The sequence below is a fragment of the Paenibacillus sp. 10L310 genome (assembly GCF_056395745.1).
Window position 1 is genome coordinate 604,407 of sequence record NZ_JBFTKC010000001.1, and the last position, 26,587, is coordinate 630,993.

The 26,587-nt window shown below is 46.0% G+C and carries 23 protein-coding genes; 16 read left to right on the forward strand and 7 right to left on the reverse strand.

The window, feature by feature from the left end; all coding sequences use genetic code 11:
* Positions 1 to 110: 110 nt before the first annotated feature.
* The gene (locus AC1DE7_RS03085) at positions 111 to 857 is read right to left on the reverse strand and encodes a molybdenum cofactor biosynthesis protein (protein WP_076318353.1); all 747 of its coding nucleotides are present in this window, start codon (positions 855 to 857) and stop codon (positions 111 to 113) included.
* A gap of 120 nt (positions 858 to 977) precedes the next feature.
* On the opposite strand from AC1DE7_RS03085, the gene AC1DE7_RS03090 reads away from it, so the two are divergent.
* From AC1DE7_RS03090 to AC1DE7_RS03120, 7 genes are all read left to right on the forward strand, one after another.
* Positions 978 to 2,408 (forward strand): bifunctional metallophosphatase/5'-nucleotidase, encoded by a 1,431-nt coding sequence (locus AC1DE7_RS03090; RefSeq protein WP_076318354.1) that lies wholly within the window; start codon positions 978 to 980, stop codon positions 2,406 to 2,408.
* Between the two features lie 73 nt (positions 2,409 to 2,481).
* Positions 2,482 to 3,603, forward strand: a complete 1,122-nt coding sequence (locus AC1DE7_RS03095; protein WP_315370729.1) for an HD-GYP domain-containing protein — start codon at positions 2,482 to 2,484, stop codon at positions 3,601 to 3,603.
* 220 nt (positions 3,604 to 3,823) lie between these two features.
* Positions 3,824 to 4,960, forward strand: coding sequence for a radical SAM/CxCxxxxC motif protein YfkAB (gene yfkAB, locus AC1DE7_RS03100; protein WP_101313331.1), 1,137 nt, complete (start codon positions 3,824 to 3,826; stop codon positions 4,958 to 4,960).
* Between the two features lie 46 nt (positions 4,961 to 5,006).
* Positions 5,007 to 6,359 carry a hemolysin family protein gene (locus AC1DE7_RS03105; RefSeq protein ID WP_127544325.1) on the forward strand — a complete coding sequence of 451 codons (1,353 nt, stop codon included), beginning with the start codon at positions 5,007 to 5,009 and terminating at the stop codon, positions 6,357 to 6,359.
* A 277-nt stretch (positions 6,360 to 6,636) separates the two neighbouring features.
* Complete coding sequence (locus AC1DE7_RS03110) at positions 6,637 to 6,876, forward strand: spore coat associated protein CotJA (protein WP_017689526.1); 240 nt, start codon at positions 6,637 to 6,639, stop codon at positions 6,874 to 6,876.
* Positions 6,866 to 7,141 carry a spore coat protein CotJB gene (locus tag AC1DE7_RS03115; protein ID WP_477533721.1) on the forward strand — a complete coding sequence of 92 codons (276 nt, stop codon included), beginning with the start codon at positions 6,866 to 6,868 and terminating at the stop codon, positions 7,139 to 7,141. Before AC1DE7_RS03110 ends, AC1DE7_RS03115 begins: the two co-directional genes overlap by 11 nt.
* Positions 7,142 to 7,239: 98 nt before the next feature.
* Entirely contained in the window at positions 7,240 to 7,809 is a 570-nt protein-coding gene (locus AC1DE7_RS03120) for a manganese catalase family protein (RefSeq protein ID WP_036669914.1), read from the forward strand.
* Positions 7,810 to 7,975: 166 nt separating this feature from the next.
* Here the strand turns inward: AC1DE7_RS03120 and AC1DE7_RS03125 are convergent, their stop codons facing one another.
* The 5 genes from AC1DE7_RS03125 to AC1DE7_RS03145 all read right to left on the reverse strand — a co-directional run bounded on the left by AC1DE7_RS03125 (position 7,976) and on the right by AC1DE7_RS03145 (position 12,932).
* Positions 7,976 to 9,037 carry a YrpD family protein gene (locus AC1DE7_RS03125; RefSeq protein WP_127544323.1) on the reverse strand — a complete coding sequence of 354 codons (1,062 nt, stop codon included), beginning with the start codon at positions 9,035 to 9,037 and terminating at the stop codon, positions 7,976 to 7,978.
* Positions 9,038 to 9,334: 297 nt separating this feature from the next.
* A complete protein-coding gene (locus tag AC1DE7_RS03130) occupies positions 9,335 to 10,327 on the reverse strand; it encodes a 3-oxoacyl-[acyl-carrier-protein] synthase III C-terminal domain-containing protein (RefSeq protein WP_076252338.1) in 993 nt (330 codons plus the stop codon).
* 54 nt (positions 10,328 to 10,381) lie between these two features.
* The gene (locus AC1DE7_RS03135) at positions 10,382 to 10,732 is read right to left on the reverse strand and encodes a hypothetical protein (RefSeq protein WP_036609902.1); all 351 of its coding nucleotides are present in this window, start codon (positions 10,730 to 10,732) and stop codon (positions 10,382 to 10,384) included.
* Between the two features lie 187 nt (positions 10,733 to 10,919).
* Entirely contained in the window at positions 10,920 to 11,288 is a 369-nt protein-coding gene (locus AC1DE7_RS03140) for a carboxymuconolactone decarboxylase family protein (RefSeq protein ID WP_017689521.1), read from the reverse strand.
* A gap of 12 nt (positions 11,289 to 11,300) precedes the next feature.
* Positions 11,301 to 12,932 carry a thiamine pyrophosphate-binding protein gene (locus tag AC1DE7_RS03145; RefSeq protein ID WP_282322079.1) on the reverse strand — a complete coding sequence of 544 codons (1,632 nt, stop codon included), beginning with the start codon at positions 12,930 to 12,932 and terminating at the stop codon, positions 11,301 to 11,303.
* A 411-nt stretch (positions 12,933 to 13,343) separates the two neighbouring features.
* Between AC1DE7_RS03145 and AC1DE7_RS03150 the strand changes: the two genes are divergently transcribed.
* Positions 13,344 to 14,315 carry a Gfo/Idh/MocA family protein gene (locus tag AC1DE7_RS03150; protein ID WP_076327008.1) on the forward strand — a complete coding sequence of 324 codons (972 nt, stop codon included), beginning with the start codon at positions 13,344 to 13,346 and terminating at the stop codon, positions 14,313 to 14,315.
* A gap of 179 nt (positions 14,316 to 14,494) precedes the next feature.
* On the opposite strand, the gene AC1DE7_RS03155 is transcribed toward AC1DE7_RS03150, so the two are convergent.
* Positions 14,495 to 16,213 (reverse strand): methyl-accepting chemotaxis protein, encoded by a 1,719-nt coding sequence (locus AC1DE7_RS03155; protein WP_477533722.1) that lies wholly within the window; start codon positions 16,211 to 16,213, stop codon positions 14,495 to 14,497.
* 293 nt (positions 16,214 to 16,506) lie between these two features.
* Here AC1DE7_RS03155 and AC1DE7_RS03160 point away from each other — a divergent pair, with 293 nt between their 5' ends.
* The 8 genes from AC1DE7_RS03160 (at position 16,507) to AC1DE7_RS03195 (ending at position 26,538) form a co-directional block, all read left to right on the forward strand.
* Entirely contained in the window at positions 16,507 to 17,193 is a 687-nt protein-coding gene (locus tag AC1DE7_RS03160; protein WP_076252725.1) for an HAD family hydrolase, read from the forward strand.
* 205 nt (positions 17,194 to 17,398) lie between these two features.
* Positions 17,399 to 18,289 (forward strand): carbohydrate ABC transporter permease, encoded by an 891-nt coding sequence (locus AC1DE7_RS03165; protein WP_036669926.1) that lies wholly within the window; start codon positions 17,399 to 17,401, stop codon positions 18,287 to 18,289.
* 52 nt (positions 18,290 to 18,341) lie between these two features.
* On the forward strand, positions 18,342 to 19,211 hold the full coding sequence (locus AC1DE7_RS03170; protein WP_101313340.1) for a carbohydrate ABC transporter permease: 870 nt from the start codon (positions 18,342 to 18,344) through the stop codon (positions 19,209 to 19,211).
* A gap of 14 nt (positions 19,212 to 19,225) precedes the next feature.
* Entirely contained in the window at positions 19,226 to 21,067 is a 1,842-nt protein-coding gene (locus AC1DE7_RS03175; protein WP_477533723.1) for a sensor histidine kinase, read from the forward strand.
* 11 nt (positions 21,068 to 21,078) lie between these two features.
* Positions 21,079 to 22,683 (forward strand): helix-turn-helix domain-containing protein, encoded by a 1,605-nt coding sequence (locus tag AC1DE7_RS03180; protein WP_477533724.1) that lies wholly within the window; start codon positions 21,079 to 21,081, stop codon positions 22,681 to 22,683.
* Positions 22,684 to 22,817: 134 nt separating this feature from the next.
* Positions 22,818 to 24,215, forward strand: a complete 1,398-nt coding sequence (locus AC1DE7_RS03185; protein WP_477533725.1) for an ABC transporter substrate-binding protein — start codon at positions 22,818 to 22,820, stop codon at positions 24,213 to 24,215.
* A gap of 68 nt (positions 24,216 to 24,283) precedes the next feature.
* The gene (locus AC1DE7_RS03190) at positions 24,284 to 24,619 is read left to right on the forward strand and encodes a cupin domain-containing protein (protein WP_315371345.1); all 336 of its coding nucleotides are present in this window, start codon (positions 24,284 to 24,286) and stop codon (positions 24,617 to 24,619) included.
* Positions 24,616 to 26,538 carry an alginate lyase family protein gene (locus AC1DE7_RS03195; RefSeq protein ID WP_477533726.1) on the forward strand — a complete coding sequence of 641 codons (1,923 nt, stop codon included), beginning with the start codon at positions 24,616 to 24,618 and terminating at the stop codon, positions 26,536 to 26,538. The genes AC1DE7_RS03190 and AC1DE7_RS03195 overlap by 4 nt, the downstream gene beginning before the upstream one ends.
* Positions 26,539 to 26,587 lie beyond the last annotated feature (49 nt).

Below are 26,587 nucleotides of genomic sequence, written 5' to 3' on the forward strand. Positions count from 1 at the left end.
TTTCTCGACTAATATCGACACATATAATTATAATAACAAGAAAAAAATGGGTTGACAACGACTTATTTACTATTAACCCACTCTATCTAAAAGGTGTAAAGGCTCATTATTTAGTTCTCCATGGGGTTCCATGGTCCTAATTGATGTCCCTTCCATTCAGATCCATCTTCCCAAATTTCCTTTTTCCAGATCGGAACGGTCTGTTTCAGTCTCTCTATGGCGTAACGGCTTGCATCATAACAGTCGTTGCGATGAGGCGAGGAAACGGCAATGACTACACTAATCTCTGCCACATCTACTTTGCCGATTCGGTGACTGATTGCACATAACACACCAGGCCAGCGATCGGAGATTTCCACACCAATGGCTGCCATCTGAGAAAGAGCCATCGGCACATAGGCCTCGTATTCAAGATGAACGGTGCGCTGTTCACCGGTCATTTCACGAGTTGTACCTACAAAAGTAAGAGCTGCCCCGTGATTCGGGGTAATCACTAGCGCCGTTGTTGCTTCCACGGACAAGGTGGACTCTGTAATCAGAAATAAGCCATCTGCAGTCCGATGCTCTGGAACGGTAGAGCGAAGTTGTTCATCGGATATATCCGTACCATCGCCTCCAGAGACGGGAGGGATCAACGCAAGTTCATCTTCTGAGCTAAGTATAGTATCGGCAGGAGCGTACTGCTGGTTAACTGCCAAAAAGGATGTCCTTATCTGAGAAGCTGCCTCTGGGTAGGCCAGACTCAGTTTTTCTTTTAAATCGGCAGCGGTTGGAATGTCTCCAATGTACTCAAACTCCAGAAGGGATGTATTTAAACGTTCTGCAATGCCTGCAAATAGTTGAATTGTCAATTTCATGGATATGACTCACCTCTTTTTGATCTCTAAACCCTATAAATATATCATAACGACGCGGAAAATGTTATGCTTATCCATTAGAAGAATGAACGTTTATTGAAGAGCAGGGGAGGCGGTGTGATGAGCACCAGGGAGAACCAAACGTTAACGATTCTGCACACCAACGACATTCATAGCCACTTCGGCTCCATGAGCACCATCGCCGCTATGATCAATGAGGAACGTGACCAAGGTGGCAACTTCCTTGTATTGGATATCGGCGATCATATGGACCGTATGGCCGTTGAGACAGAAGGGACGCTGGGGACGGCTAATGTTGATGTTATTAACCTGACGGGCTACGATGCCATTACAATCGGCAACAACGAAGGACTAACCTTTACGCCAGATCAGCTCTCACAGTCCTACGCTGGACTTCTGTGTCCTGTGGTATGCAGCAATGTTGTGGAGCAAGATACTGGACTTGCGCCAGTGTGGATGAAACCTTCTCTGATTGTGGAGAAAGGTCCATTTCGCGTTGGTCTGCTGGGGGCAACGGCCCCTTTTACCACGTTTTACGAATTGCTCGGGTGGGATGTTCTGGACCCTGTGGAGTCATTAAGAGCTCAAGTGGAAGCATTACGTGATGAAGTGGATGTGGTGGTTATTCTTTCACATCTGGGGCTTTCGACAGATCGGAGACTGGCAGAGCAAATTACGGGAATTGATGTTATTCTCGGTGGACATACCCATCATGTTCTCGAAGAACCCTTAGTCATTGGTCAGACCGTGCTGGGTGCAGCTGGAAAATTTGGCCAATGGCTTGGGAAAGTGGTTCTGGAACGAACAAGTGTGGGAGAGCCTCTCCAACTGGTAAGTAGCGGTTGTATGGCTGCCAAGAGTATATTACTGGATGATCAGGTCGCGCTGGCAATCGCTACGAATCGTACGGAGGCTGAAAGGACACTCAATCAGACGGCAGTGATAACGGATCGGGTGTTGCCCATCACGTACGACCGGGAATCCCCGTTTGCTACCTTGCTTGCACAAGCTGTTCGTCATTTCACGGGGGCACAGCTGTCTCTGGTGAATGCAGGTCAGCTTCTCGGAGATCTTCCACAAGGTAATATTACAAAAGGAATGTTGCATTCCCTATGTCCATCTCCTATAAATGCTTGTACAATATGCTTGAGTGGAAGTCATATTCGTGAAGCACTTGAGCAGTCCTTGTTGGACGAGTTTTCAGGTAAGCCCATTGTGGGATTTGGTTTTCGTGGTCATATTCTAGGCACGTTATGTATGGACGGAATGGAAGTTCAATACAATCCAGATGCGCCAGCCTATGAGAAAATCCAGACCATATCCATCAATGGGGAGCCTATGGACGAACAATGTGAGTATATCGTTGGGACACTGGACATGTTTACGTTCAATGTGGGGTATCCTCCTCTTGCTCATGGAACCCGTACGCTCTATCATCTTCCGGAATTCATACGCGATTTGCTGGAAACGGAAATAAAACGACCAGGGGCTCTGGACGACAGCCTGCGAGCCCGCTGGCATCAAAGCTAAATTTAAAGTACTTGCCTTCTGCTGAAGCGGCGGCTAGTGGTAATTACATCTACGGAGCGGGAGAGGATAGGCTGTGCGTTTAGTACATATAAACTTATTGCAGCCTGGCATGAAGCTGGGGAAACGTATTTATAGTGAAGAAGGCCTTGTATTACTTAGTGAAGATGTAGAGCTAACCAGTCGATTGATTGGACGCCTTAAGGATCTCGGAGTCGGTTATGTGTATATTAAAGATGCTGCGACAGAGGACATCATCGTTCCTGAAATGTTGCAGGAAGAGACCCGAAGGAAAGCACTGGTCGAGATCAAACAGCAATTTCAGAGCATGTCGGGAATGAAAACGAAGAATCGGATTCCTCATTTCGGTAAAGCGCTTAGTGGTGTGATGAATACCATTCTGGAGGACATCGGCAGCCAAAAGGAAGCCATGATTATGCTGATGGACATGAACTCCAGTGATTTTGACCTGTATAATCATTCGCTGAATGTATGTGTGTATACACTGGTTCTTGGTGTCGCTTCGGGTTACACACGCCAGCAATTAATGGAGATTGGTCTGGGTGCCTTATTGCATGATATTGGCAAGACACAGATTGCACCAGAAATTCTGCATAAGCCTTCCAGATTAAGTGACGAGGAATTTAAAATCATTCAGCAGCACACTACATATGGACATCGTATTCTCAAAGACGAACCAGGTATACCGCTTCTATCTGCACATTGTGCATTGCAGCACCATGAGCGAATTGATGGCAGCGGATATCCCTTTGGGCTGAAGGATAAAGAGATTCATGAGTATGCCAAGTGGATTGCTCTTGCTGATTCGTATGATGCCATGACAACGAATCGAGTCTACAAGCAAGCCTTGCTGCCACATCAGGCCGTAGAAGTGCTGTATACGGGCTCAGGAACGCTTTATGAACAACGAATGCTGGAGAGATTCAGGGATTGTGTAGCGATCTACCCCGTGGGTCTATCGGTCACGCTCAGTACGGGAGAGGTTGGGGTGGTCGCAGCGATTCATCCACGTGTTCCTCAACGTCCACTTATCCGGGTGCTCAAGGATGCCGACGGCCAGGCCTTATCTTCGCCCTACGAAATTAACCTGTCTACAGCACTGTCTGTGATGATCACAGGTGTAGAGGGTGTGGAGGATACACCTTCATCTGCCCAAAGTGAACGGTTGGAAAGCTGAACAAGCTTAGAAATGATTAGCGCTCATGTCGTAATATCGGGGCCGTTTCGTGATTCGGCCCGGAGTTACCTGAGTGTTTTTTGTCATGTAATGGACAGGGTCTACGTATGCCGGAGCATTCAAAATTGTGCTATGATAAAAGATAACTCCAAAAAGAGAAACACAAGGTATGATGTAAATAAAACTTTTTAGGTTAATAAAAGGAATAAGGTGAAGAACAATGACCATGCTAAACTCAGGATCGGTACAACCGATGCCTTTATCGCCAACGAATGATCCGTGGGATCCGATTGGCTCTCTGCGTACATATGGACGCCATGTGTTGACCAGTGTAGAAATGACTGTGACACATCTGTGCAACATGCGGTGTGAGCACTGTGCCGTAGGAGATATGCTTACGATGCGTGAAGCGCCGGCTCTTCCATTACCGCTGATGCTAAAACGATTGGATGAAGTGGAGCATCTGCAGACGATTAGTCTGACGGGTGGCGAGCCAAGCTTTAGCCAGAAAACAGTGGATGAGATGATCATCCCGCTGCTCAAATATGCCAAGGAACGTGGAATTCGTTCCCAGATCAATTCGAATTTAACGCTGGATATCAGCCGATATGAGCAACTTTTGCCGTATCTGGACGTTATGCATATCTCATTCAACTACCTGAATGCTGACGATTTCCATCAAGTCGGATTTGCGAATAGTGGCAGACCTGTGAAACGTGAAGTCGCGGTGAAGATGTATGAGAAAATGATTGAAAATTCCCGCAAATTAAGTGAAGCAGGCATGTTTATCTCTGCCGAGTCCATGATTAACTTCCGTACACACGACAAGCTGGATGGTATTCATCAATTGATTCGTGAGATGGGCTGTGTTCGTCACGAAGTGCATCCAATGTATAATTCGAATTTTGCTTCGTCGTTGCCCGTGTTATCACTGGACCATATGAGAGCAGCGATTCATCGTTTGCTTGATGCACGTGACAAAGATATGTGGATGCTCTTCGGTACTCTGCCATTCTTCGCGTGCAGTGCAGCAGAGCAGGATCGGGAACTGATCAACCGTTTATACAGCGAACCAAATGTGACGGTACGTAATGATCCGGACGGACGCAACCGCGTTAACGTCAACATGTTCACGGGTAATGTGTATGTGACCGATTTTGCCGATATCCCGGAATTTGGTAATATTCGTGATCGTAAACTGGATGATGTGTTCCATGAATGGTCAGCTGAACATCCGTTGAATCAAACGGTCAATTGCCATTGCGATATTGCATCCTGTTGCGGACCAAACCTGCTAGTGGCAGATATGTATTACAAAGGTGTGGATTTCAAATCGAGAAAGGCAATCACACGTTGATATTCCAGGTGTATTCCTGAAATAGATAGAAAAGGGGAGTTTCAACTTGGATATTCATACCGAATTTCATCTTGGGCAGCTGGTATTTAATCTGGTCTGTGTCTTTTTGCTCGTATTTTTGAATGGCGTATTTGTCGCAGCGGAATTTTCCCTTGTGAAAGTAAGGCAGACACGCTTAACTCAATTGCAGAGTGAAGGAAATCGTATGGCTGGTTATGCACTGAAGGTGAATAGTAAACTGGATTCCTATCTATCGGCAACTCAGTTCGGGATTACGCTGACATCGCTTGGACTCGGGTGGCTGGGAGAACCGGCCATCTCCGAATTGCTCGTTGAGCCACTCATGTTTAAACTTGGTGTAGGAGATACAGGGCTTATTTCGACCGTGTCGGTCATTATCGGTTTTTGTATCATTACGTTTCTGCATATTGTGCTGGGTGAGCTTGCACCTAAATCGTTGGCAATTCAAAAAACAGACGGAGTGGCATTGTTTTTATCTGCGCCCTTGCTGTTGTTCTACAAAATCTTCTTCCCGTTCATCTGGGTACTGAATGTATCGGCCAATGCATTACTGCGTCTAGCGGGTATCGAACCTGCCAGTGAAGGCGAAGCTCACTCGGAAGATGAACTTCGTATTCTGATGAAGCAGAGTGCCAAAAGTGGTGTCATCGATAAAGATGAGATCAAACTGATGGACAACATCTTTGATTTCTCCGATATGCTGGCACGTGAAGTGATGCTGCCACGTACAGACATGGATTGTTTGTACACGCATATGTCTTTGGAAGAGAACTTGGAGATCATTAACGCAACCAAACATTCCCGGTATCCCGTAGCAGTAGAAGACAAGGATGAGATCATTGGATTTATACACATCACCGATCTGTTGCTGGCTAAACCGGAGCAACAACATGATCTGGCTTCACTTGTCCGTCCAATCTTAAACGTTCCTGAATCCATGGAAATCAGCCATGTGCTACGTCTCATGCAGAAGAAACATTCACAGATGACGCTGGTTGTGGATGAATATGGTGGCACAGCTGGATTGTTGACTGCGGAAGAAATTCTGGAAGAGATCGTTGGAGACTTGTATGACGAGTTTGAGGATGAGCGTCCCCATATGGAACGGAGTGGAGATTCATTTTCCATTGATGGTCGTTCGCTTATTGAAGAAGTTCATAAGTGGACCGGAGCCATCATTGAGGATGAAGAAGTGGATACCATCGGCGGATGGTTGTTTAAAGAGCTCGGGGGCAATCCATCCAAGGGGAAAACGCAGGAGCTGAATGGGTACGTTTTTGAAGTGGAAGAATCGACTCGCTTGCGAATTACCCGTGTTCGAGTGTACAAGCAATCTGTCCCTCAAGACATGAATTCGGAAGAAAATCCAGCAGAATAGAACTCGTTGCAGGAGTAAGATAAGACGAGGAAAAGTATGTAATGACGCAGATTACGAAGATCTGCCAGGATATAAGACCTTTGGAAGTTACCTGAAAGGGGAACGACCGAAGGTCTTTTTTTATTTTAAAGAAGAATTTGGAGAAATTCTGCACATAGTTGAAACGAATTTCGGATTAACTTCGGGGACAGCGTCATATGGTTATAGAGACGGGAAACTGGAAGGACCTCAGTAATATTCAATTGCACCAACGATGTATTATAGGAGGCGTTGTTCTGTGAAAGATCCGCAACTTCGTGCTTACGCCCCTTTTGTGGGGCCGTTTGATCCTTGTCCACCAGTAGAGATTCGGACGTATCTGGTACCTCCGCAATTATTTATTCCATTTCAGCCTATGGGCTGGCCACAGTACAGTCCGGCAGAAGCATTAAGAGTGGGGACGTTATGGCCTGCATTATACAGCCCTTATACACCAGCCAGATCGAAGGGAAGGAAGGTGGATGTGGATGGAACCTGAAGGAGCAAAAGCGTGCGATACCCAATACTATGAACTGCTGGAGGAGCTTCAGGCTCTGGATTTTGTATTAGTGGAGCTGAATCTGTACCTGGACACCCATCCTGGGGATTATCAAAGCATAGAGCAATATAACAAATTCACGCAAGAACGTATGCGGGTGGCTCAGGAGTTTCAACAATTGTATGGACCACTTATGAACTTTGGTCATGCCTTCTCCAAGTATCCGTGGGAATGGTCTCAGACGCCCTGGCCATGGCAAGTGTGACACATCAGCCTCAGGCTTCCTTGCAGGACTTTAGGGACAGGAAGCCCGAGGGTTAGAAGAAGGGCTGTATTTTAATAACGTAGAGGGAGGCGTCTTACATGTGGGTATATGAGAAAAAACTGCAATATCCCGTAAGGGTTAGTAAATGTGATCCTCGTATGGCGAAATTGTTGATGGAACAATATGGCGGTGCCGATGGGGAGTTGGCCGCTGCCCTTCGATATCTGAATCAGCGTTATACGATTCCAGACAAGATTATCGGTCTGCTGACGGATATTGCTACAGAGGAATTTTCTCATCTGGAGATGATTGCGACCATGATCTACAAGTTGACCAAGGACGCGTCGGTGGATCAACTGGAAGAAGCGGGACTTGGGCCGAACTATGCTCAACGCGATTCTGCCTTGTTTTATACCAATTCCTCCGGTGTTCCCTTTACAGCTGCCTACATTGCTGCAAAGGGTGATCCAATTGCGGACCTGTACGAGGACATTGCAGCAGAAGAGAAAGCCCGGGCTACATATCAATGGTTGATCGACCTGACCGATGACGTGGATCTGCAGGATAGTCTGAAGTTTCTAAGGGAACGCGAGATTGTGCATTCCTTGCGTTTCCGGGAGGCTGTAGAGATCCTGAAAGACGATCGGGAGACAAAGAAGATTTTCTGAACGTTTGGTATAAAGCAAAAAGCAGTCCAATAGGGCTGCTTTTTGCTTTGAAAAGATAGTATTATTAAATAATTAATTTTAAAGTAAAATGGTGTTGGTTAGTTATCATACTGTGGATGGAACTGCTACTTTTCCCTTTAGAGCTTCTCTTTCAGATTAACGGATACTAAAGTTGAATGCTGACGGTTTCTTCACCAGGGCTTATATAATTAACACTTACTTTATTGGAAGGCACAGAGTGATATCCTCCGGTTTGTCCACTGCCCCAACTGTTATATATAAGATTGCTTCCTGAATAATAGCCTACAGTGATATCATGCCAGCGAACATTTTTAATGGTTGAACCTGTGTTCATGTTCTCGGGTTTTTGACCAATGGTGGTCATTCGTTTTACTCTCATCCCTATACCGCTTTTATCCCAGCCGCTTACTCCGCTTCTTACAATCGTCGTTGTTAGTTGTTCGCCAGTTGTCGTGATTCCTGATACAGCCAACGTACATTCATTGGGATTCGTCACATAAAATTTCATATAAATATCCTGACCTGATCGATAGCGCGTATTGCTAGGTACCATGGCTCCGTTGGCCAACGTCGTAGGTGACCAGTTATCAAACGCTGTGCTGTATTGCAAACCTGCATCTATCCCATTTCCGTTAGATCCCCAGCCTCCCAGGTATACATAAGGAACATCCGTCGAAACATTACCTTTTACGTATGGGGCACCTGGAATGGTTACATAAGTACTTAACCAGTTATATCCATTATTTGAGAAAACTCTTCGATAAGGACCGGAACCTCCGCTTGGATTAGGCACTTCGGCAGTGGGCGAAATTTGTGTATCATCTTTAACGGCAGATGCTGAAAAATCATTCGTGGATATTCCAGGACCGATAAGTTCTTTTCCGGATGCACTTTGATAGATGTTGTTCTCAACCAGATCATATACTTCTGTCGTCTCTTTGAGTTCCGTCTTGTTAGAGTAAATGGCACCGTCTTCTGCGACATAGATGACATTTCCTCGATCTTCTTCGTCAAGCCGGGCCATCACGTCAGCAATTACTTCTCGCTCATTTCCCGTGATTGATGAATCGATGTTGACTTCGATCCTTTTTTTTAGTTCATTGTTCATGGTGATCGTGTCCATATTACCATCTGCGAATACAAGATTTAATGGAGTTAATAACAAAGCTAAGGATAATAAAGAAGTTAGCGATTTTCTTATCTTCAATCTAAAAACTCCCTCTCTTAAATGGAATGTGTGTTGAATAATTACCAATGCAATTTCTAACTCCGTTTAATGCAACAGCAACTCATGATAATAGATAGCATTTGAACATAAACATCTCCTTTTATGGGTTTTAATTACTTCTAAATCATAGTTTTTGTGTAATAATATGTAAGTGACTATTTTCACAATAAAAGGTAATAAATTTTCATTGAACGTTATAGGTGGAAAATGAAGAAACAAAAAACCATCTCCAGTAGTGGTACCAGAGATGGTTTTATTGGATTTTGAAGTGTATACCTAATATTCAACCACCATGGCAACATTTTGCCATCCGGCTCCAACGGTCCAGAACAACACTTTGTCACCACGCTGAATCTGACCGGTTGTAACCGCTCGATGTAATGCGATGAACGGACTGCTGGTTGAGGTATACCCGAACTCATCTCCGATATAGACGGCAATATCATCACCAATGCCGACGTTCGCGGATACAGCCCGAATGTTACTAATGGATAGCTGGGAGAAGCAGGCGGCTCTGATCTCGTCTGGTCCAATCTCGTTACGTATCAGCAAGGTACGAATGGACTCTGAAGCAGCATCCACACAGATGGAATCATCAAATGGGATGAATTTCACATGAAAGGCACCCGCATCTACACCCGTTTTGCCCAGCTTTGCCAAGCCTTGTGCAGGAAAAAGAGAATTACCATACACGCAGGTATCCGTCTGATAGATTGAATCAATGAAACCGACAGCATGTTCATCCCGCTCTACAATAACCGCCGCTGCTGCATCACCGAAATTGGCGAAGTATACGGGATCATCGGGACTGGCGTGAGGAGCCACGTAATCAGAGCCGATGATTAATGCGCGGCGAATTCGAGGATTGCCCAGCATCTGCCGGCTAACTTGTTCGAAAGCAGCAGTCATACCCGCGCAGTTGGCGTTGCTGTCAATACAGATCGTGTGAGAAGCTCCGTTAATCAGGCGATGGATCATCAGGGAATTCGTAGGAAAGATGTATTCTGGCGTTTGGCTTGCATAAGCAATCAGATCAATATCTGCACCGGTGAGTCCGGTTTTCTCCAGTAGGTTACTGGCTGCCTCATAGGCCATGCTTAGTGAATTTTCGTCATCGTTGTCAATTTTATAACGTGTATCACGACCAAGTGCCTGTAACAATCCACGAATATCTACACCTCTTGCATCAAAATGTTCAATATAAAAATCATTGTGCACCTTGGTTGCTGGATGATAGATATCGATATCTACAATACGAATTCCGGCCATCTTCATTCTCCTCTTGAGCGGAAGGGTGAATTCACAGCTTGTCCGCCTGGTTTATTAAGTGGTAACGGTAGATATGATTTCGAGATTGTCCAGACCGACTGATCGGCCGAGCCGGGACAATTGCATTTTTAGAATCGCGTTGTTCTCGAGGGTCAACACGACTTTTTTATATTCATCTTTTTTGAACAATTGAAGGCAGCCTTCAAGAAGAGGAACAATCTCCGGAGCAGTAACATTCAACTTTTTGCAATCGATGTTCAGGTCATACTCCTTGGTGTTAATAGAAGCGATCGTATCCTGATAGGCCGAGATGGAACGCAAACCGTCTTCTTGAGAGAAAGAACCCTCCAGTTCAATGTTTAACACCTTGTTTGGAACGTCAGTCTTCAGAATGAAATTTCCCATGTTTGATCTCTCTCCTTTAAATGAGTTAAGGCTATCCTGTTAGTGGATACACAGCCCCATAGGGCCTCTGCTGAAAGCTTCTAAGATGAGAGCTGGTTCGAAGGATAATTTAACCATATTATAAAGGTAGGAATGTAAAAAGATCAATAAAAAAGTCGAATCATGTATAAAAATGTAGAAAAGTGAATTACTGTATTTCGTCCAAGGTGGCAAGCAAAATATTAAATGCACTTATAATGCGTGGGGCACCCACACATGGCGCCAGATGTAGCAATATTCCCTTGAGTTGATCCACCGTCACTCCCACGCTCAGAGCCATCGTGTAATGTACCCCCAATTGTTCATACTGTCCTTGGGTGATCAACGAAGAGATGATAGCAACTTCCTTCCATTGATCCGTAATCGTGGTGCGCTGAAAGATATCCCCGTATGCCGTCCCCATAATAAATTCCGACAATTCGGGAAAATGTTCTTTGATGGGGGCGAGGGCTCTTGCGCCGTACTCCCCAGAAAGTTTGGCGAAACGGTCTAGTCCCTGAGCTACATGTTCACTCATGATATGCTCCTCCTAATTCAAATTTACGGTGCGGTGAGCTGTGGGTGGAATTTCATCTCGATCGGTCAGAAGCTCAATAACAGTTACCTGATTCAACGTCTGGGCTGTGTTCAGCGCAGATGAGAATTCAGCAAGAGTTTCTGCTCGAAACGCAACCGCACCGAGAGATTCGGCAAATTTGGCAGCATCCATAGGAACTTCATATAATGTGCCATCAATTCTGCCTGTTGTTTTTTCCATTCCTTTGAGTGCCATGTCCAGTTGTTTGTTGTTAACGACAATGAAAATGACGTTCAGATTGTTGCATACCGCAGTATTGATCTCCGTCCCAAGCATCATGAAACATCCGTCACCGGTGATGCATACAATGGTCTCTCCGGGTGAAGCGGCTTTTGCACCTATCGCCATACCAATGGCGTTCCCCATGCAGGCAAAGTACGCGTCAAACACAAAGCTGCCTGGTTTCTTGACTTTATATCGCTGAACCGCATGAAATCCATGGCTGCCATCATCAACAAAGAGCTTGTGATCGTACGGAAGCAGATCGCTCATTCCATCTAGTACAGAAGCCAGAGACAGTTGGGGGAGATCTGGTAAAGGGACAGTGTAATCCATCGGTGCCGTGGTTCTCACAGGAGTAGGGAGGTCTTCTAATGTGCCCAGCAAATATTGCAGGTTGTCCTTCAAATCACCGGTGATATGTAAGGTTTGAGCGCTCAGAATCTTGCCTACAAATGTAGGATCAGCGTCAAATTGAATGAGGTGTGCCGGGTGATGTTCAGGCTTCAGATTGCAGAGGGTCATGTCACTTAGACGTGAACCGAGTACGATATAAAGGTCACTTTGGTTCAACATGTCGTCTGCATGTGGGAAACCTCCAACACCACAAGGTCCATGGTACAGGGGATGGTCCCACGCAATCGCTCCTTTTCCACCAGGAGTAGTAATGACGGGAATGTTGAACGATTCGGCCAATTGAAGCAATTCATCATGGGCTCTGGCGCGACTTACACCTTTACCAGCAATAATTAAAGGGCGATTGGATTGTTGAATGAGAGGAAAAATGCGATTCAGATTAGATACGCTAAGCAGAGGTTCCGGTTCGGGAATGACAATCCGGCATTGGGATAACAATTCGGTCTGTACGTCAAAAGGAATACAGAGGTGAACAGGGCCTTTATTAGGGCCGAGTGCAATGGAAAGGGCATGATTCAACAGTGTTCCGAAGTGATCTCCACGCTCAACCAGTTTGCTGAATAGCGTAGCAGGCCTGAACATTTCAGCCAGATCAGCCAGATAGGAAGAGGAATCCTGACACTGGGGTAGCCCCAGTTCCTGAATGGATTGATGACCCGTAATAAACAGTACAGGCAGATTGTTGGCCTTTGCATGGGCTGCTGCAGTAAGCAAATTGGTTCCGCCTGGACCGGATGTGGCAAAGGCAACGCCGAGTTTACCTGTCTGTAATGCATAACCGGATGCGGCAAAACCTGAGCTGGATTCATGACGGCCTGGAATGAACTCTAATCCGTAATCCACCATTTTCAGTACAGCAGGACAGATGGATTTACCAATAATACCAAAGACATGAGTAACGCCTAGATTACGCAGAGTTTCTGCCAAATAGTCCGCAACTGTTCTCATGCGGGACACCTCGCTTCATGAAATAGGTTATTAGAACCATACGCATATTCCATTTATTGAATGCAAGTTACAGTCTAAGGTTGTAAGAGGAAATATTCATTGTTATTAGGAAGAGTATCTTTTTTTGTGGTTTTTTGTCAACCTGTTTTTGTGAGTCTAAATTCCTGATTCTTAAGTTGGTAACGCTTTAAGTATTGCTGGATAAAGTAAAAATAATTGGTTATATATCCCTGCAACGAATTACCCAATCACAACGAAGTTACAAATAATGTAAAAAAATGACTGTAAATGATGAATTTCAGCCTCTAATAGCGACTTGAAAGCTAGAGGTTTATTTTTTTTCGTATCAATGCATCGCATTTGCAATTCTTTGCTTTCTGCTATACTGGAAAGGAATTGGGAGGGGATGGAATGACAGTCATCAAGATGGCTCTGATTGGGCTGGGTAAAATGGGACTACATATGGTTCATCTAATCGAGAATACCAAGATGGACACGGAGATTGAGATTGTAGCGGTGTGTGATGCGAATGAGGAAGGTTTGGCGTCTTTTGCAGCTTCTCATCGGGGAGTTAGGACATATACGGATTACAAGCAATTGATGAATGAACATCAGATTGATCTGCTGTATATTGCAGTTCCTCCGAAATTTCATTATCCGGTTGTCATGGAAGCGCTGGAGCGCAAAATTCATGTATTCTGTGAGAAACCACTTGCCAATAGTGTAGAAGAAGCCAAAAAGATGCTGGATGCAGCAGAGCAGGCGGGCGTTGTTCATGCCATCCATTTCTCGATGCCGCATGAACCTTCCGTGCTGAAGTTGCAAGAGATGATTGAGCAGGGTACAGTGGGGACAATTCGCAAAATAGATCTCATTTTGCAATTCCCGCAGTGGCCACGATCATGGCAACAGAATGCATGGATTACGAGCCGGGAACAGGGTGGATTTATTCTTGAAGTGGGGATTCACTGGATTCATATGATTCAAAAGGTGTTTGGTGCCATCCGGGTTGTTAGCACTCAGGTTCAATATCCTGAGAATGGTGACTGTGAACTAGAAGTACAGGCTGCAATGGAACTGGAAGACGGAACCCGAATTCAGCTGAACGGCATCTCTCAATTTGCCGGAGAAGAACGTGTATCCATGGTGGTGTACGGTGCGAAGGGCACGATTGCCTTGGAAAATTGGGAAGAATTGAAGACGGGCCTGGTGGGACAGCCACTTTCTCCAGTGGAAGTGCTTGAATCCGCCAGTGAATTGCCGGTTCTTAAACATGTCATTGCCCGTATACAGGGCAAACCAGCTAAGATATATGATTTTAACGATGGGTATCAGGCACAATTGGTACTGGAAGCGCTACGGAACACAGAACAATCGAGATAAGAAAAGGAGTGCTTAGGTTTTTTCATATGAGGTGCACGGTGTACCTTTTCCTGATTCAGCTCTCCTTAACACAAAGAAGCATCGCAGAGGCTCGGGTGAGTCTGTCTGCGATGCTTTTTTCCTTTGATATATGCTCATGATACAGCTATTTAGATACTCGATCAGTATGTTGATTCAGTTCAAGCCAGCTTGAATTGCTTAACCAGCTGATCAAGTGCATCGGACATTTCATTCAACTGCTTGGACGTGTCAGACATTTCCTGCAGAGAAGCAAGTTGTTCCTCCGTCATCGCAGATACTTCTTCTGTAGCTGATGCAGTATCTTCCACAACAGCCGATACTTCATTAATGGACTTCATCACAGCCTCACTACCGGAAGTTAACTCCTCGACAACAGCAGATACCTCCAGAACTTCACCACTGAGGTTATGAATATGCTGAGTAATGGTTGAAAAAGCATTACCTGCATCCTCAATGGTCCGCAATCCTTCATTCACATGTAGAGTGCTCTCATCAACCACTTGCACCGTACTTTGAACACCTGCTACCACGGTTTCCAATATACTTGTAATCTCTTTGGCTGATGTTGCACTTTGGTCTGCAAGATTACGGATTTCCGCGGCAACGACAGCGAAGCCGCGTCCATTATCCCCAGCGCGGGCAGCTTCGATTCCGGCGTTAAGTGCAAGCAGATTGGTTTGTCTCGCAATACCCGACATTGAATCTGCAATGTTGATCACTTGATCAGACATCTTCGAAATTTCATTAATGGCTTCCTGTACAGAGAGGAAGGATTGCTCAATGGAACTCATTTTACCTACAGCATTATCAATGCGCTGTTGCCCATCCACAGCAATGGATTCGGTACGAACTGCACGGCCTGCCACATCACTTGCCGAGGAGGCGACACGATTAAGCCCGTTGAGGGATTGCTGCATCGCAGCTACCATGGTTTGCGTAAGAGCAACCTGTTCATCAGCGCCTTCAGCGACACGTTCCATGGCAGTGGCAACTTCTTTTCCTGCAAGATGGCTATCGGCCACCCCTTTATCCAATCGATCCGAAGCTGTGCTCAGAATCATGGCATTGCTCTGAACGTCCAGCATCATTTGCTGCAAACCAGTGAGCATTGTATTGGCCGCCTCCGCGAGTTCACGAGTTTCGTCTTTCATTGGCGTAGCGATTCTCAGTGTCAGGTCGCCATTGGAAGAACCGATGTCATTTAATGCCTGCTTTACGGTACGAATGTTTCTAACAATGGCACGTGACAGGACCAAAGCAGTGATGAACGAGATAATGGCCACAACGATAAGTGCCCCATACAGTTCCAAGTTCAGTATTGTGTTTTTTTGCTTCAGTGCTTTTGCACGGTTATCGGTTAACGTATGCTCGTTGGTTCGAAACGTATCGAGAGCAGTCCGAATCTGGTCCATGTCTCTTTTACCTGGATCATCTGCGAAAAAATCTCGAATGGCCTGTGTATTATTGGCTTGGCGAAGGGCGACCATAGGTTCACCAGCGACCTGGACCCAGTTCTCCATATTAGTATGTATGTCTTCCAAAAGTGCAAGTTGAGCCGGATTATCCGAAATTAAAGCAGCAAGTTCATCTCTGAGTGTAATAAGTTGCTCTTTTCCTTGGGTGTAGGGATCGAGATAGTTGTCCTGACCCGTGATGATGTATCCGCGTTGACCTGTTTCCATATCTACCATGTTTCTTTCGAGTTCATAGGTGAGGGCATGTACCCTCATATCGTGATCGACCAGAAAATCCAGTTCCCGTTGGAGCTGACTTGTGCTGTTCTGAATCAGCAGGATGCAACCAGCCAGTACAGCCAGTACGAGTAAATATCCTAATCCGATCTTATAAAAAATCTTAAAGGTCTTTCGCTTTTTCATGTTTGTTATTCCTCTCTATGGGGTATATGTAGTTGTCGAAAAAACGGAAATGTGATAATTGTAGGTCTTTAGATTAGGTGTCTAAAGCACTATTTTTTAGTATTATACGTAAAGAAACTTCTTTTGTATATAGTTTGTTTAACTACAATATAACGTTTGGTTAATGCTGTATAAGGTTGGGGTTGATGATGTTTTACAATCGTTGGTTTACACGTTCAAACGTTATGTTTATCATGGGAAGGGAACGATTCCAATTACATATACAATATCCCAATCCGAAAGGAACATTGGACATGAATAAAGAGAAGGTATTGCTCAAACCGGAAGCGATGATTTTTGACATGGATGGTACGCTGTTCCAGACAGAGACCCTGTTGTTGCCAGCTTACCAGCAACTATTTGATACATTGCGTGCCGAAGGGCACTTTGAAGGAGAAACTCCACCCGAGGAACGGATGCTGGGAAGTTTGGGCATGTTGCTCGAAGATATATGGAAAGTGGTTATGCCTGAGGCGTCGGAAGCGGCACATCGCCGGGCAGACGAACTGTTGCTTCAACTGGAGATTGAGGGGCTTGATCAAGGAAGTTCTCAATTGTATCCTGGGGTGAAAGAAACACTGCAATCATTAAAACAACAAGGAGTGCGTCTTTTTGTCGCAAGTAACGGGCTGGAGGACTATGTGAAGGGTGTGGCGTTTGCACACGAGATTATGCCTTTCTTTGAAGGGGTATACAGTGCAGGCCAGTACAAGACTCCTTCCAAGATTAATCTGGTGCAGATCCTGCTTGAGAAACATCGTATTCAGGACGCATGGATGGTGGGGGATCGCTCTTCTGATGTGGAAGCTGGTAAAATGAACGGTCAGGCGGTCATCGGCTGTGCCTATGCCGGGTTTGGTCGTGATGAGGAGCTTGCAGGCTCAGATGTACTCATCTCTGATTTTACAGAACTGCTGCGTCTGTATGATGAAGCAGAGTAGCCTCTACGCTGTATACGTTTACTGAGATTTAAGATTACGAACCACATGATATGAACCTGTAGACTCAACGGAAATTCGTTGAATACAGGTTTTTTTGTTTGGTCATGCAGTCACATTCTCCCCTGTAGAAAGTTGATTTCCCTATCCCGCTTTCCTCCATATTCCCTCTATACTTCATTCAAAAGCTATAGGGGGTCCGATTCTGGTGAAACCATCCAAAATACATGCCTATATGTTCATCTTTCCAAGTCTTTTTTTAACTGTTGTATTCGGGATCTATCCGCTGTTATGGGCGCTGCGTTACATGTTCTATGATTATCAAGGCATCGGGACGCCTGTCTTCATCGGGCTTGATAATTTTGGACGCATTTTGCGTGACGGGCAATTCTGGGATTCAGTAGGCAACACGGGTGTGTATGCCCTGGGCAAACTCGTCGTTACGATTCCACTGTCGTTAACTTTGGCGATTATTCTGAATCGCAAATGGAGAGGGCGATCCCTCTTTAGGGCGATCTATTATCTTCCCACTATTTTTAGCGCTTCGGTCATGGCGATTGTATTCTTTATTATTTTCAACTCCTATAACGGAATATTGAACCAATTGCTGCTTAAGTATCATGTGATCTCCGAACCTATTAGCTGGCTGGGGGCTGAACATGCCATGCTAACAACCATCATCATCGCCATCTGGGGGGCTGTGGGCAACTATATGTTGTTGTTCATTGCCGGTCTACAGAGCATTCCTGAAGAGTTATATGAGGCGGCATCGCTGGATGGAGCGAGTGAGTTTCAGAAACTGCGAAATGTAACGATTCCGTTGCTGGGTCCTGTCTTGCAGATGATCATCATGCTGGCAATTACCACGGCGCTGAAAGGTTACGAGAGTATTATGGTGCTGACCGAAGGGGGGCCGTATGGCAAAACAGAGGTGATGTATCTGTATTTGTTCAAACTGTTGTTTCCCGTGTCGGCTGACACACAATCACTCCAGCAGCTCGGTTATGGCAGTGCAGTCGGTTTTACAACGGCTCTCATCGTAGGGGCTGTGACGCTCATTTATTTCCGTATATCCAAAAAGCTCAATGATGTCTATTAAACTGAAAACAAACTTTTTGAACACGTATAAAATGAATCAGGAGGAAACGATGATGACTCAAAACGTACTTGCGCCCTCAGGGTCTCCCCAACTCATTCGCTGGACCAAACGAACGGTACTTTGGTTGTTTTTGATCGCAATCGCTCTGCTGTCGCTGTTCCCCATCATACTTGTATTACTCGGTTCCTTCAAAACAAACCAGGAATTGACCGGAGGAGCTACCATCTGGCCGAAGATTTGGCAGTTCTCCAACTATGCTCAGGCTTGGAAAAGCGCCAATTTTTCGGGTTTTACGATGAACAGCGTGTTTGTTAGCATCAGTACAACAGTTGGCACACTGCTGGTAGCTTCGATGTCTGCCTACGCTGTGGATCGAGTGAATTTCAAAGGGAAAAAGGGGTACACCCTGCTCATGGCATCTACTCTGTTTATTTCCATAGGCGCGGTTGTGCTGCGTCCGCAATTTGACCTCATGGTCAAGCTGGGGCTGAATACCACGTTGTGGGGCGTTATTATTATACTGATCAGCGCACACGCTGCCACATACTTTATTCTGATTGGTTTCTTCAAGAGCATTCCGCGCGAACTGGATGAAGCGGCGATGATTGATGGCTGTAATTTCTTCACCATATACTGGCGAATTATTCTTCCTCTCCTGCGCCCCGGACTCGCCGTTGCAGGTCTGGGTGTATTTCAGAGTTCATGGAATGAATATATTCTTCCTTTTGTGTTCACTATGAGCAATCCGGACTTGCAGACTTTGCCGGTTGGGCTGGCTAATCTGCGATATGGCATTGGAGCTGCAGCTGAGGTCCAATTGATGATGGCCGGAGCCTGTCTGTCCATTTTGCCACTGCTCATCGTTTATATTTTTGCCAACAAATCATTCATGCAGGTGACCTTGGGAGCTGTGAAAGGATAGGCGTGAGCACAATCATGGAAACGGTTTTACGGGTTATTCCACTGTGCTATACTCATTTTAATTCACAGCGGACGGGCCAAGCCGTGTTCAAGGAGCGAGCGCCGATGATATTCGACTTTTATAAAATGTCCCTGAAAAAAAGAATACAGCTGCTGTACATTTTTCTCGTTGTCTTATGCATCAGTGTGACCGGGATATGCTCTTATCTCTTTGCTGCACGAAGCATTGAACAGAATGCACTTGAACTGAAACAAAGCATTCTGAACAAATCAGTGCAGGTTATGGATGAACATCTAAGGCACATTGTTGTATCCTCTTTTTCTTTTATGCTCAATGAAACGTTCACCCAGGTCATGAAGGACGTGGGAAAAAATAACACATCTCATTATTATCAGAATCTCTCGCTGCTGCAAACATCGTTTGCTCAATTGAAGCTCGTAGAGCCACTGATTGATACTGCATATCTGACAACACCCATCGGTGATTTTTTCTCGACCAAAGACTTTCCGAATCGCAATAACTCATTCGACAGGGAATACGGACGCTACGTGAAGCTGCAAGGCTGGAATACGATGTGGTTTGGTTCACATCAGAGTCAATTGTTCCAATCCCAAGGAAATGTGTTATCTCTGTTGCTCAAACCTATTGTGATCGATAATCATACCTATTCGAATGTATATATGGTCGTCAATATGAAGGAAGAGGCGATGCGAGACATTCTGACGCAGGATCTCATGAATAACCAGATTCAACTGTTTTTGTTGCACAAAAACGGAAATGAAGTCATTCGGCCCAGGTCCCGAAATTACGATTTCATTATGGAGCCTGACTTTACCCAACAGTTTAGCCGTGGCGATGCTGGGGATTTTACCTACAGGAACGATCAGGGGGAGGACATGCTTGTTAACTATTCGGCATTGTCGATGAACGAGGATTGGGTCATGGTAAGTGTACAGTCCAAGGCTGACTTGTTGTCCCCCCTCCAAAAGATACGCTGGCTGATTATCCTGATCATGTTGTTTTGCATTTTGCTTGCACTCGGGTTGTCCAGCCTGGTGGCCTCCGCTCTGCTGAAGCCACTTAACAAACTGCGACGCCTGATGGTTGAGGTGGAGTCCAATGACCTGGATGTACGGTTTCGCAGCAAGTATGACGATGAAGTTAGCGCTGTAGGGCATCGTTTCAATCGGATGTTGGATCAGATTCAGATTCTGTTTGAAGAAATACGGACAACGGAGCAAGACAAACGGCGGTTTGAAGTCAAGGCGCTTCAGGCGCAGGTTGATCCTCATTTCCTCTACAATACGCTTAATACGATGTTCTGGAAAAGTGAGAGCGGAGAGAAGAAGGATGTAAGTGAGATGATTGTCTCCTTATCCTTATTATTCCGTCTGGGACTGAATGATGGGAAAGACATCACCAGTGTGGAGCAGGAGATCAAACATGTCGAACAATACATGCAGCTTCAGCAAAAATGTTACGAGGATCTGTTCGTTTATCGGATTGAGGTGGGGGACCCCTCTTGTTACGCTGTTGATATTTTAAAAATATTACTCCAGCCCTTGGTGGAGAATTCCATCCTGCATGGATTCAATGATAAAGAAGATTTGGGCGTTATCATCATCCGCATTGATCGTCAGGGTGACACACTACGGCTGGAGGTGGCTGACAATGGATGTGGGATGGATGTAGCCAGCATCTATGCTGAGGATGTTCCTGACGGGGGACGCAAAGGTTATGCCCTATCCAATCTCCATGGCAGATTAAGCCTGCACTATGGGGATGTGGCCTCCATTGTATTTCATAGCAGTACAGATGTGGGAACAACGGTTGTTATCACGATTCCGATCACCTGAGGAGGGGCAGTATGGGCCAATTGACGATGTGTGTTATGGATGATATCCAGGCAGTTGTAAAGGGCATATCTTCAACTATTCCGTGGGAAGATCATCAGGTTCGGATTGTAGGCACGGCGGGCAATGGAGAGCGCGGTTGGTCCTTGTTGCTGGAGCAGCAACCCGACATCGTGATTAGTGATATCAGGATGCCCAAGCTGAGCGGGCTGGAGCTAATGAAGCGGGCATTGGATGCCGGACTGCGAGCCAAATTTATTTTCATCAGTGGTTATTCGGATTTCCAATATGCACAGGAGGCCATTAAGCTTGGTGCATCCGATTATTTACTCAAACCGTTTACCCCTGAAGAAATACTCGGTGCGGTGTTGAAGGTAAGACAGGTAATTACGGAAGAGCAGGCACAGTGCAAGCAGTTGGAACAGTTGGAGCAGAAGGTGGAGAGCAGTAGCCAGTATGAGCGTCACAGCTATCTACTGGGCTTGTTGCGTCATGAAATCGGGGGTTTCCTGAATGAAAGTCGCTGGAATGAGCTGCAGATTGATCTCGATTCCTCCAATCTTCTCGTCATGGTCATTGAGGTGGATGGTTATACGCGATATGGATACACGATGCATCTGGATGCCGAAATCGTTCCTTTTGCGGTCCAAAATATTGTGGGAGAAACCATAAACCGTTATACCAAGGGCGTTGTTTTACGGGAAAACCGATACCGGCTTGCAGCCATATTGAACACACCAAGCCAGATCGACGTCTCCGAGCTACTGGAGCAATGCCGCCAAAATGTGGAGCGATTCAGCAAAAAAACAGTCTCGATTGGTGTGGGTACGATTGCCCACAGACCACAGGAAATCTGGACGTCCTACGCACATGCAGATCAGGCGATATCCTATCGTTTTTACAGTGAAGGAAATTGCATCCTCCAGTATGCTGAACTGGAGAATCAGGCATGTGTGGCTCCGGTGTATCCTTTGGAGAAGGAGAAAGAGCTTTTTTACGCACTGAAATGTGGTAATGAGAGCACCTGTCACCGCATCATTGATGAAATTCTCGAAGAATGGCAGGTTTCCGAAGGTTTTCCCGAGCCGCTCACGATGATTCGTTTGCTGTCTGGACTGGCTTTTGCCATCTACCGTGCTTTTTGTGATGAGATTACAGCAGAGGAACGCTTGCGTCTGGAGGCCGACCTGACGGTGCTTGAGGCGATGCGATCCTTGACGTTTGAGGGCTGGAGGGGATATATCAAACATTTTAGCAGTATGGGTTGCGAGATTATGGACAAAAAACGTCTCACCGATGTCAAACAGGCCATTAGCAAAGCACAGGAATATATCAGTCTGAATCTTGCAGAAAATCTGACGCTGCATGCCTGTGCCCAATCCGTACATTTAAGTCCAAGTTACTTTGCCAATGCCTTCAAAAAGGAAACGGGCATAACGCCAATTCAATATATTACTAAGATGAGGATGGAAAAGGCCAAAGAATTGCTGGTTGCAGGTGTACAGGTGCAAGAGATCTGCCAGAGGCTGGGTTATGAGGACAGGCCTTATTTCAGCGGTTTGTTCAAGAAATATTGCGGCATGACGCCAACCTGCTTCAGGCAAATGTATGAGAACTGAAAACAGATACGGATCGTCATTTTTCCCACCATGCAAAGTCAGAATGTCCCTCACCTCCATGAAAGCGTAGCGATTATCATTACGTTAACGGATAACCAAACGGGTTGTCCAGACAAGCATAAGGGGGCATATCAATGGTTAAAAAGTGGATGGTGACTACGCTAAGTGCATTGCTGGCGCTAAGTTTGGCAGGTTGTTCTGCTGACAGTGGTACTTCGGCAAATAGCGAATCGGGGACCAGCGGGGAGAGTGCCGGAGGGAAAACCAAAATCATATATTGGACACCGGACCGCCATGATGCTGATTTTATGAAATCCAAGATCGATGAGTTCAACCGGACGAACAAGGACAACATTGAAGTGGAGATGACCGTGATGGGGGACAACTATCCACAGGCGGTCGATATTGCTTTTGCCAGCAAGCAGGCACCCGATGTGCTGCAAGTTAATGATTTTCAGACGTATTATCAGAAGGGGTATCTCGCCCCGATCGATGGATACATGAGTGATGAGATGAAGGCCGTATTTAAAGACAGCTTGATTGAAAATAAAAACACGATTGATGGAAAAATATATTCCCTCCCCAATACAGGGCAGGTCTGGCGGCTTGTGTATAACAAAGATATTTTCAAAAAGGCAGGGATCGAGAGTCCGCCAAAAACGTTGGCTGAGATGGTTGCGGATGCCAAAAAAATTACCGAAGTTGGTAAAAGTGAAGGCATCTATGGCTTTGCCAGCCCATTCAAGAGCAGCAGCGGCTTCTGGAGAGCAGCCAATACGATTGCAGGTGCAAGCAATAATGTTGGTATTGATGGTTACAACTACAAGACTGGTCAATTTGATTTTGGGATGTACAAGGATATCGCAATGGCGCTTCGTCAGATGAATCAGGATGGCAGCATGCTGCCAGGGGTTGAAAGTCTGGACATCGATCCACTCAGAGCCCAGTTTGCTCAAGGCAAAATCGGAATGTACATTAACCACTCCGGTGAACCAGGTGTATATAAAGATCAGTTTCCTACAAAAGAAAATTGGGCAGCCGCTCCTGTACCAACTAATGATGGAACGATCAAGGGCGCTTCACAAGTCATCGGGGGCTCCTACATCGGCATCAATGCAGATTCTGCCAACAAGGAAGCGGCATGGAAGTTTATGCAGTATGTGTACAGCACAGATCTTCAGAGTGAGTATTACGAAAAAGGATACGGAATCTCACTGATTCCTGCTGTATTAAGCTCTGACAAAAAACCAAGCATTCCGGGCATTGAAGGTTTCCTGCCCAAACGATATGATGCCATTTTCCCGGCAAATCCAAGTGTGGTGACCGAGAGTTCACTGGAAGGCACCAAATGGGGTGAGGCTTTTTCAATCTTTGTATTCACGGGTGGCGATCTCGATGCTGTGATCAAGGATCTGGATACAAGGTATAATGCAGCTCTGGAGAAAACCAAAGCGGCAGGGCTGACCAACATAACTGCTGATCCTTCGTTTGATTCTTCCAAACTTCAGGGTAAATTGTCCACAGAAGACTAATAAACGTTCATAGCGGCCGTGGTTTAACGACTTCGGTCGCTTATTCACAAGGAAAGGGGAAAAGCAAAATGATTATTAATCATGCGTCTATCGATGCACATATCGTGAACGAAACGAGTTCCCGCAAGATCTTGGGTATTGGCGGTACATTAATGATGGTGGAGGTTACCTTTGCTAAAGGTGGTATTGGAGAAGTTCACTCCCATGATGCGCACGAGCAGGTCAGTTATATCGTCAAAGGTAGCTTTGAGGTTCAGGTCGGTGAAGAAACTCGCATCTTAAAAGCAGGGGACAGCTTTTATGCCGGTTTTAACGTCCCGCATGGGGTTAAGGCACTGGAGGACTCCGTCATTCTGGATGTGTTTACCCCGTTCCGTCAGGATTTTCTTGAGGCGTCCCAATGAGCGATTTTTACCTTTCGGCAACGGACCTGCAACGGGCTGCCCAATATTATGAAAAACATTTTCCGGAAGAAGCCCGAAATTCGCTCACGATTGCCAATCGTGCCATCCTGAATGAATTTATCGTTCCTTATACCAACGATCTGAATCGCTGGATTCCGATGGGGACACCCGTGGACTGGCTTCACAACCCGACCAATGATCTGGAGTTCACATGGGGCATCAATCGACACTGGCATATGCTCGATCTGGGCAAGGCGTATCTGATGAAGGGCAATCCGCTATATGTAACAGCATTTATTGACCACTTCCGTAGCTGGAGACAGCAAAACCCGGTACCTGTAAATCTGTTTTACGACGAGGCTGTGTTCTTTCAAAAACCCGGTCCGTGGCGCCTGCTGGAGACGGGACTACGTGTGCAGTCCTGGATATCGGCATATAAATATATGGAAGCGAGTTCACTGATAGACGAAGGCTTTCAGGCGGAGTTTCGACAAGGTCTGGACGAGCACGCCGAGTTTTTGAGCCGTTACCTCGGCAGCACGGAAATAAATCATGCCATTATGCATATGCAAGGGTTGTTCATGATCGCTACGTTCTACCACCAGCACCCGCGAAGTCCATACTGGCGTCAAGTGGCGATGGAACGTCTTGAGCTGTGTTTGTTGCATCAGTTGGGTGAAGAAGGGATACAGGTTGAACTGACAACACATTACCACAATGCCAGCATCGAAATGTTTGGCACCCCTTATCGATTGGGTGAGATTTCAGGACATCCTTTCTCGGCATGGTATGCCCGCTGTCTACGCCAAATGGCCGCATTTACTGAGGCGCTGATCCGACCAGATCATCAGTCTACCGGTATTGGTGATTCGGATTGGGTTGGCGATGGACGACAACGACTGACCCTGCTTGGAGCGATCCTGGACGATGATGATTTGATGGCTCGCGGAACGGATAGCTCGGAGTGTCTCTGGTTGCTGGGTGTAGAAAAATATGAGCGATGCCTCAGACTACAGGCTTCTTCTTCTCCGGTGTTGTCGAGCCGAGCCTTTCCGCAGACTGGATATTATGTCATGAGGGACAAGTATCAATATCTTTTTTTTGATGCGGCTGCCATGGGCGGAGCACACGGACATGCGGATGCGCTGAATGTGGAGTGGATGTGGAAGAACCAGCTTTTCTTCACGGACACCGGACGTTATACGTATGAAGAAGGGAAATGGCGTCGGTATTTCAAAAGTACGCGGGCGCACAATACCGTCACGGTGGATGGTCTGGATCAAACACCTTATCTCTCCACACAGCAATGGGGTGAACCGGAGGCTCAGGCCACAACGCTACGTTGGGAGAGCAATGACAGCTATCACTTCATTGATGCTTCACAGGATGGATATACACATTTGCCAGATCCAGTTACACATCGTCGGTGGATGCTGGCAGGGGTGGAGATCCCTATACTATTAATTGTGGATTGGCTGGAGGCAGAAGCAGAGCATACTCTGGAGCAACGTTTTCACCTGCATCCGCAAGCGGATATTGCGTTGAGAATGAATGAAGCTGGAGAAATGACGGCGGATATGAGCTATGAGGCATCTTCCATAACGCTGACGATGCAATGGGTTACGGCAGGCATCGGGAAGGGAGCCTTCGCGTTGACAGAGCAGCCCGGCTGGGTATCTGAGGTGTATGGTTCCAAGTCGGAAACATCGGTCATCCAGGGCAAGACTGATTTCTCGGGTAAAGTGGGTATTCTGACGTTGTGCCTCCCCGCGGATCATACAGACCAGGTTACACGTGTAACCACATGCCTACTGGAACCTGACCTGATGAGATTGGCATTATCTTATGTGCAAGGTGAGGAAAAAGGGTATATTGTGATTGACAACGACACGCTGCAATGGTCGAAAGAACAGAAATAAAAACAGTGAAGCAGGAGTCTATGCTCGCACTTGGCGAACATAGACTCCT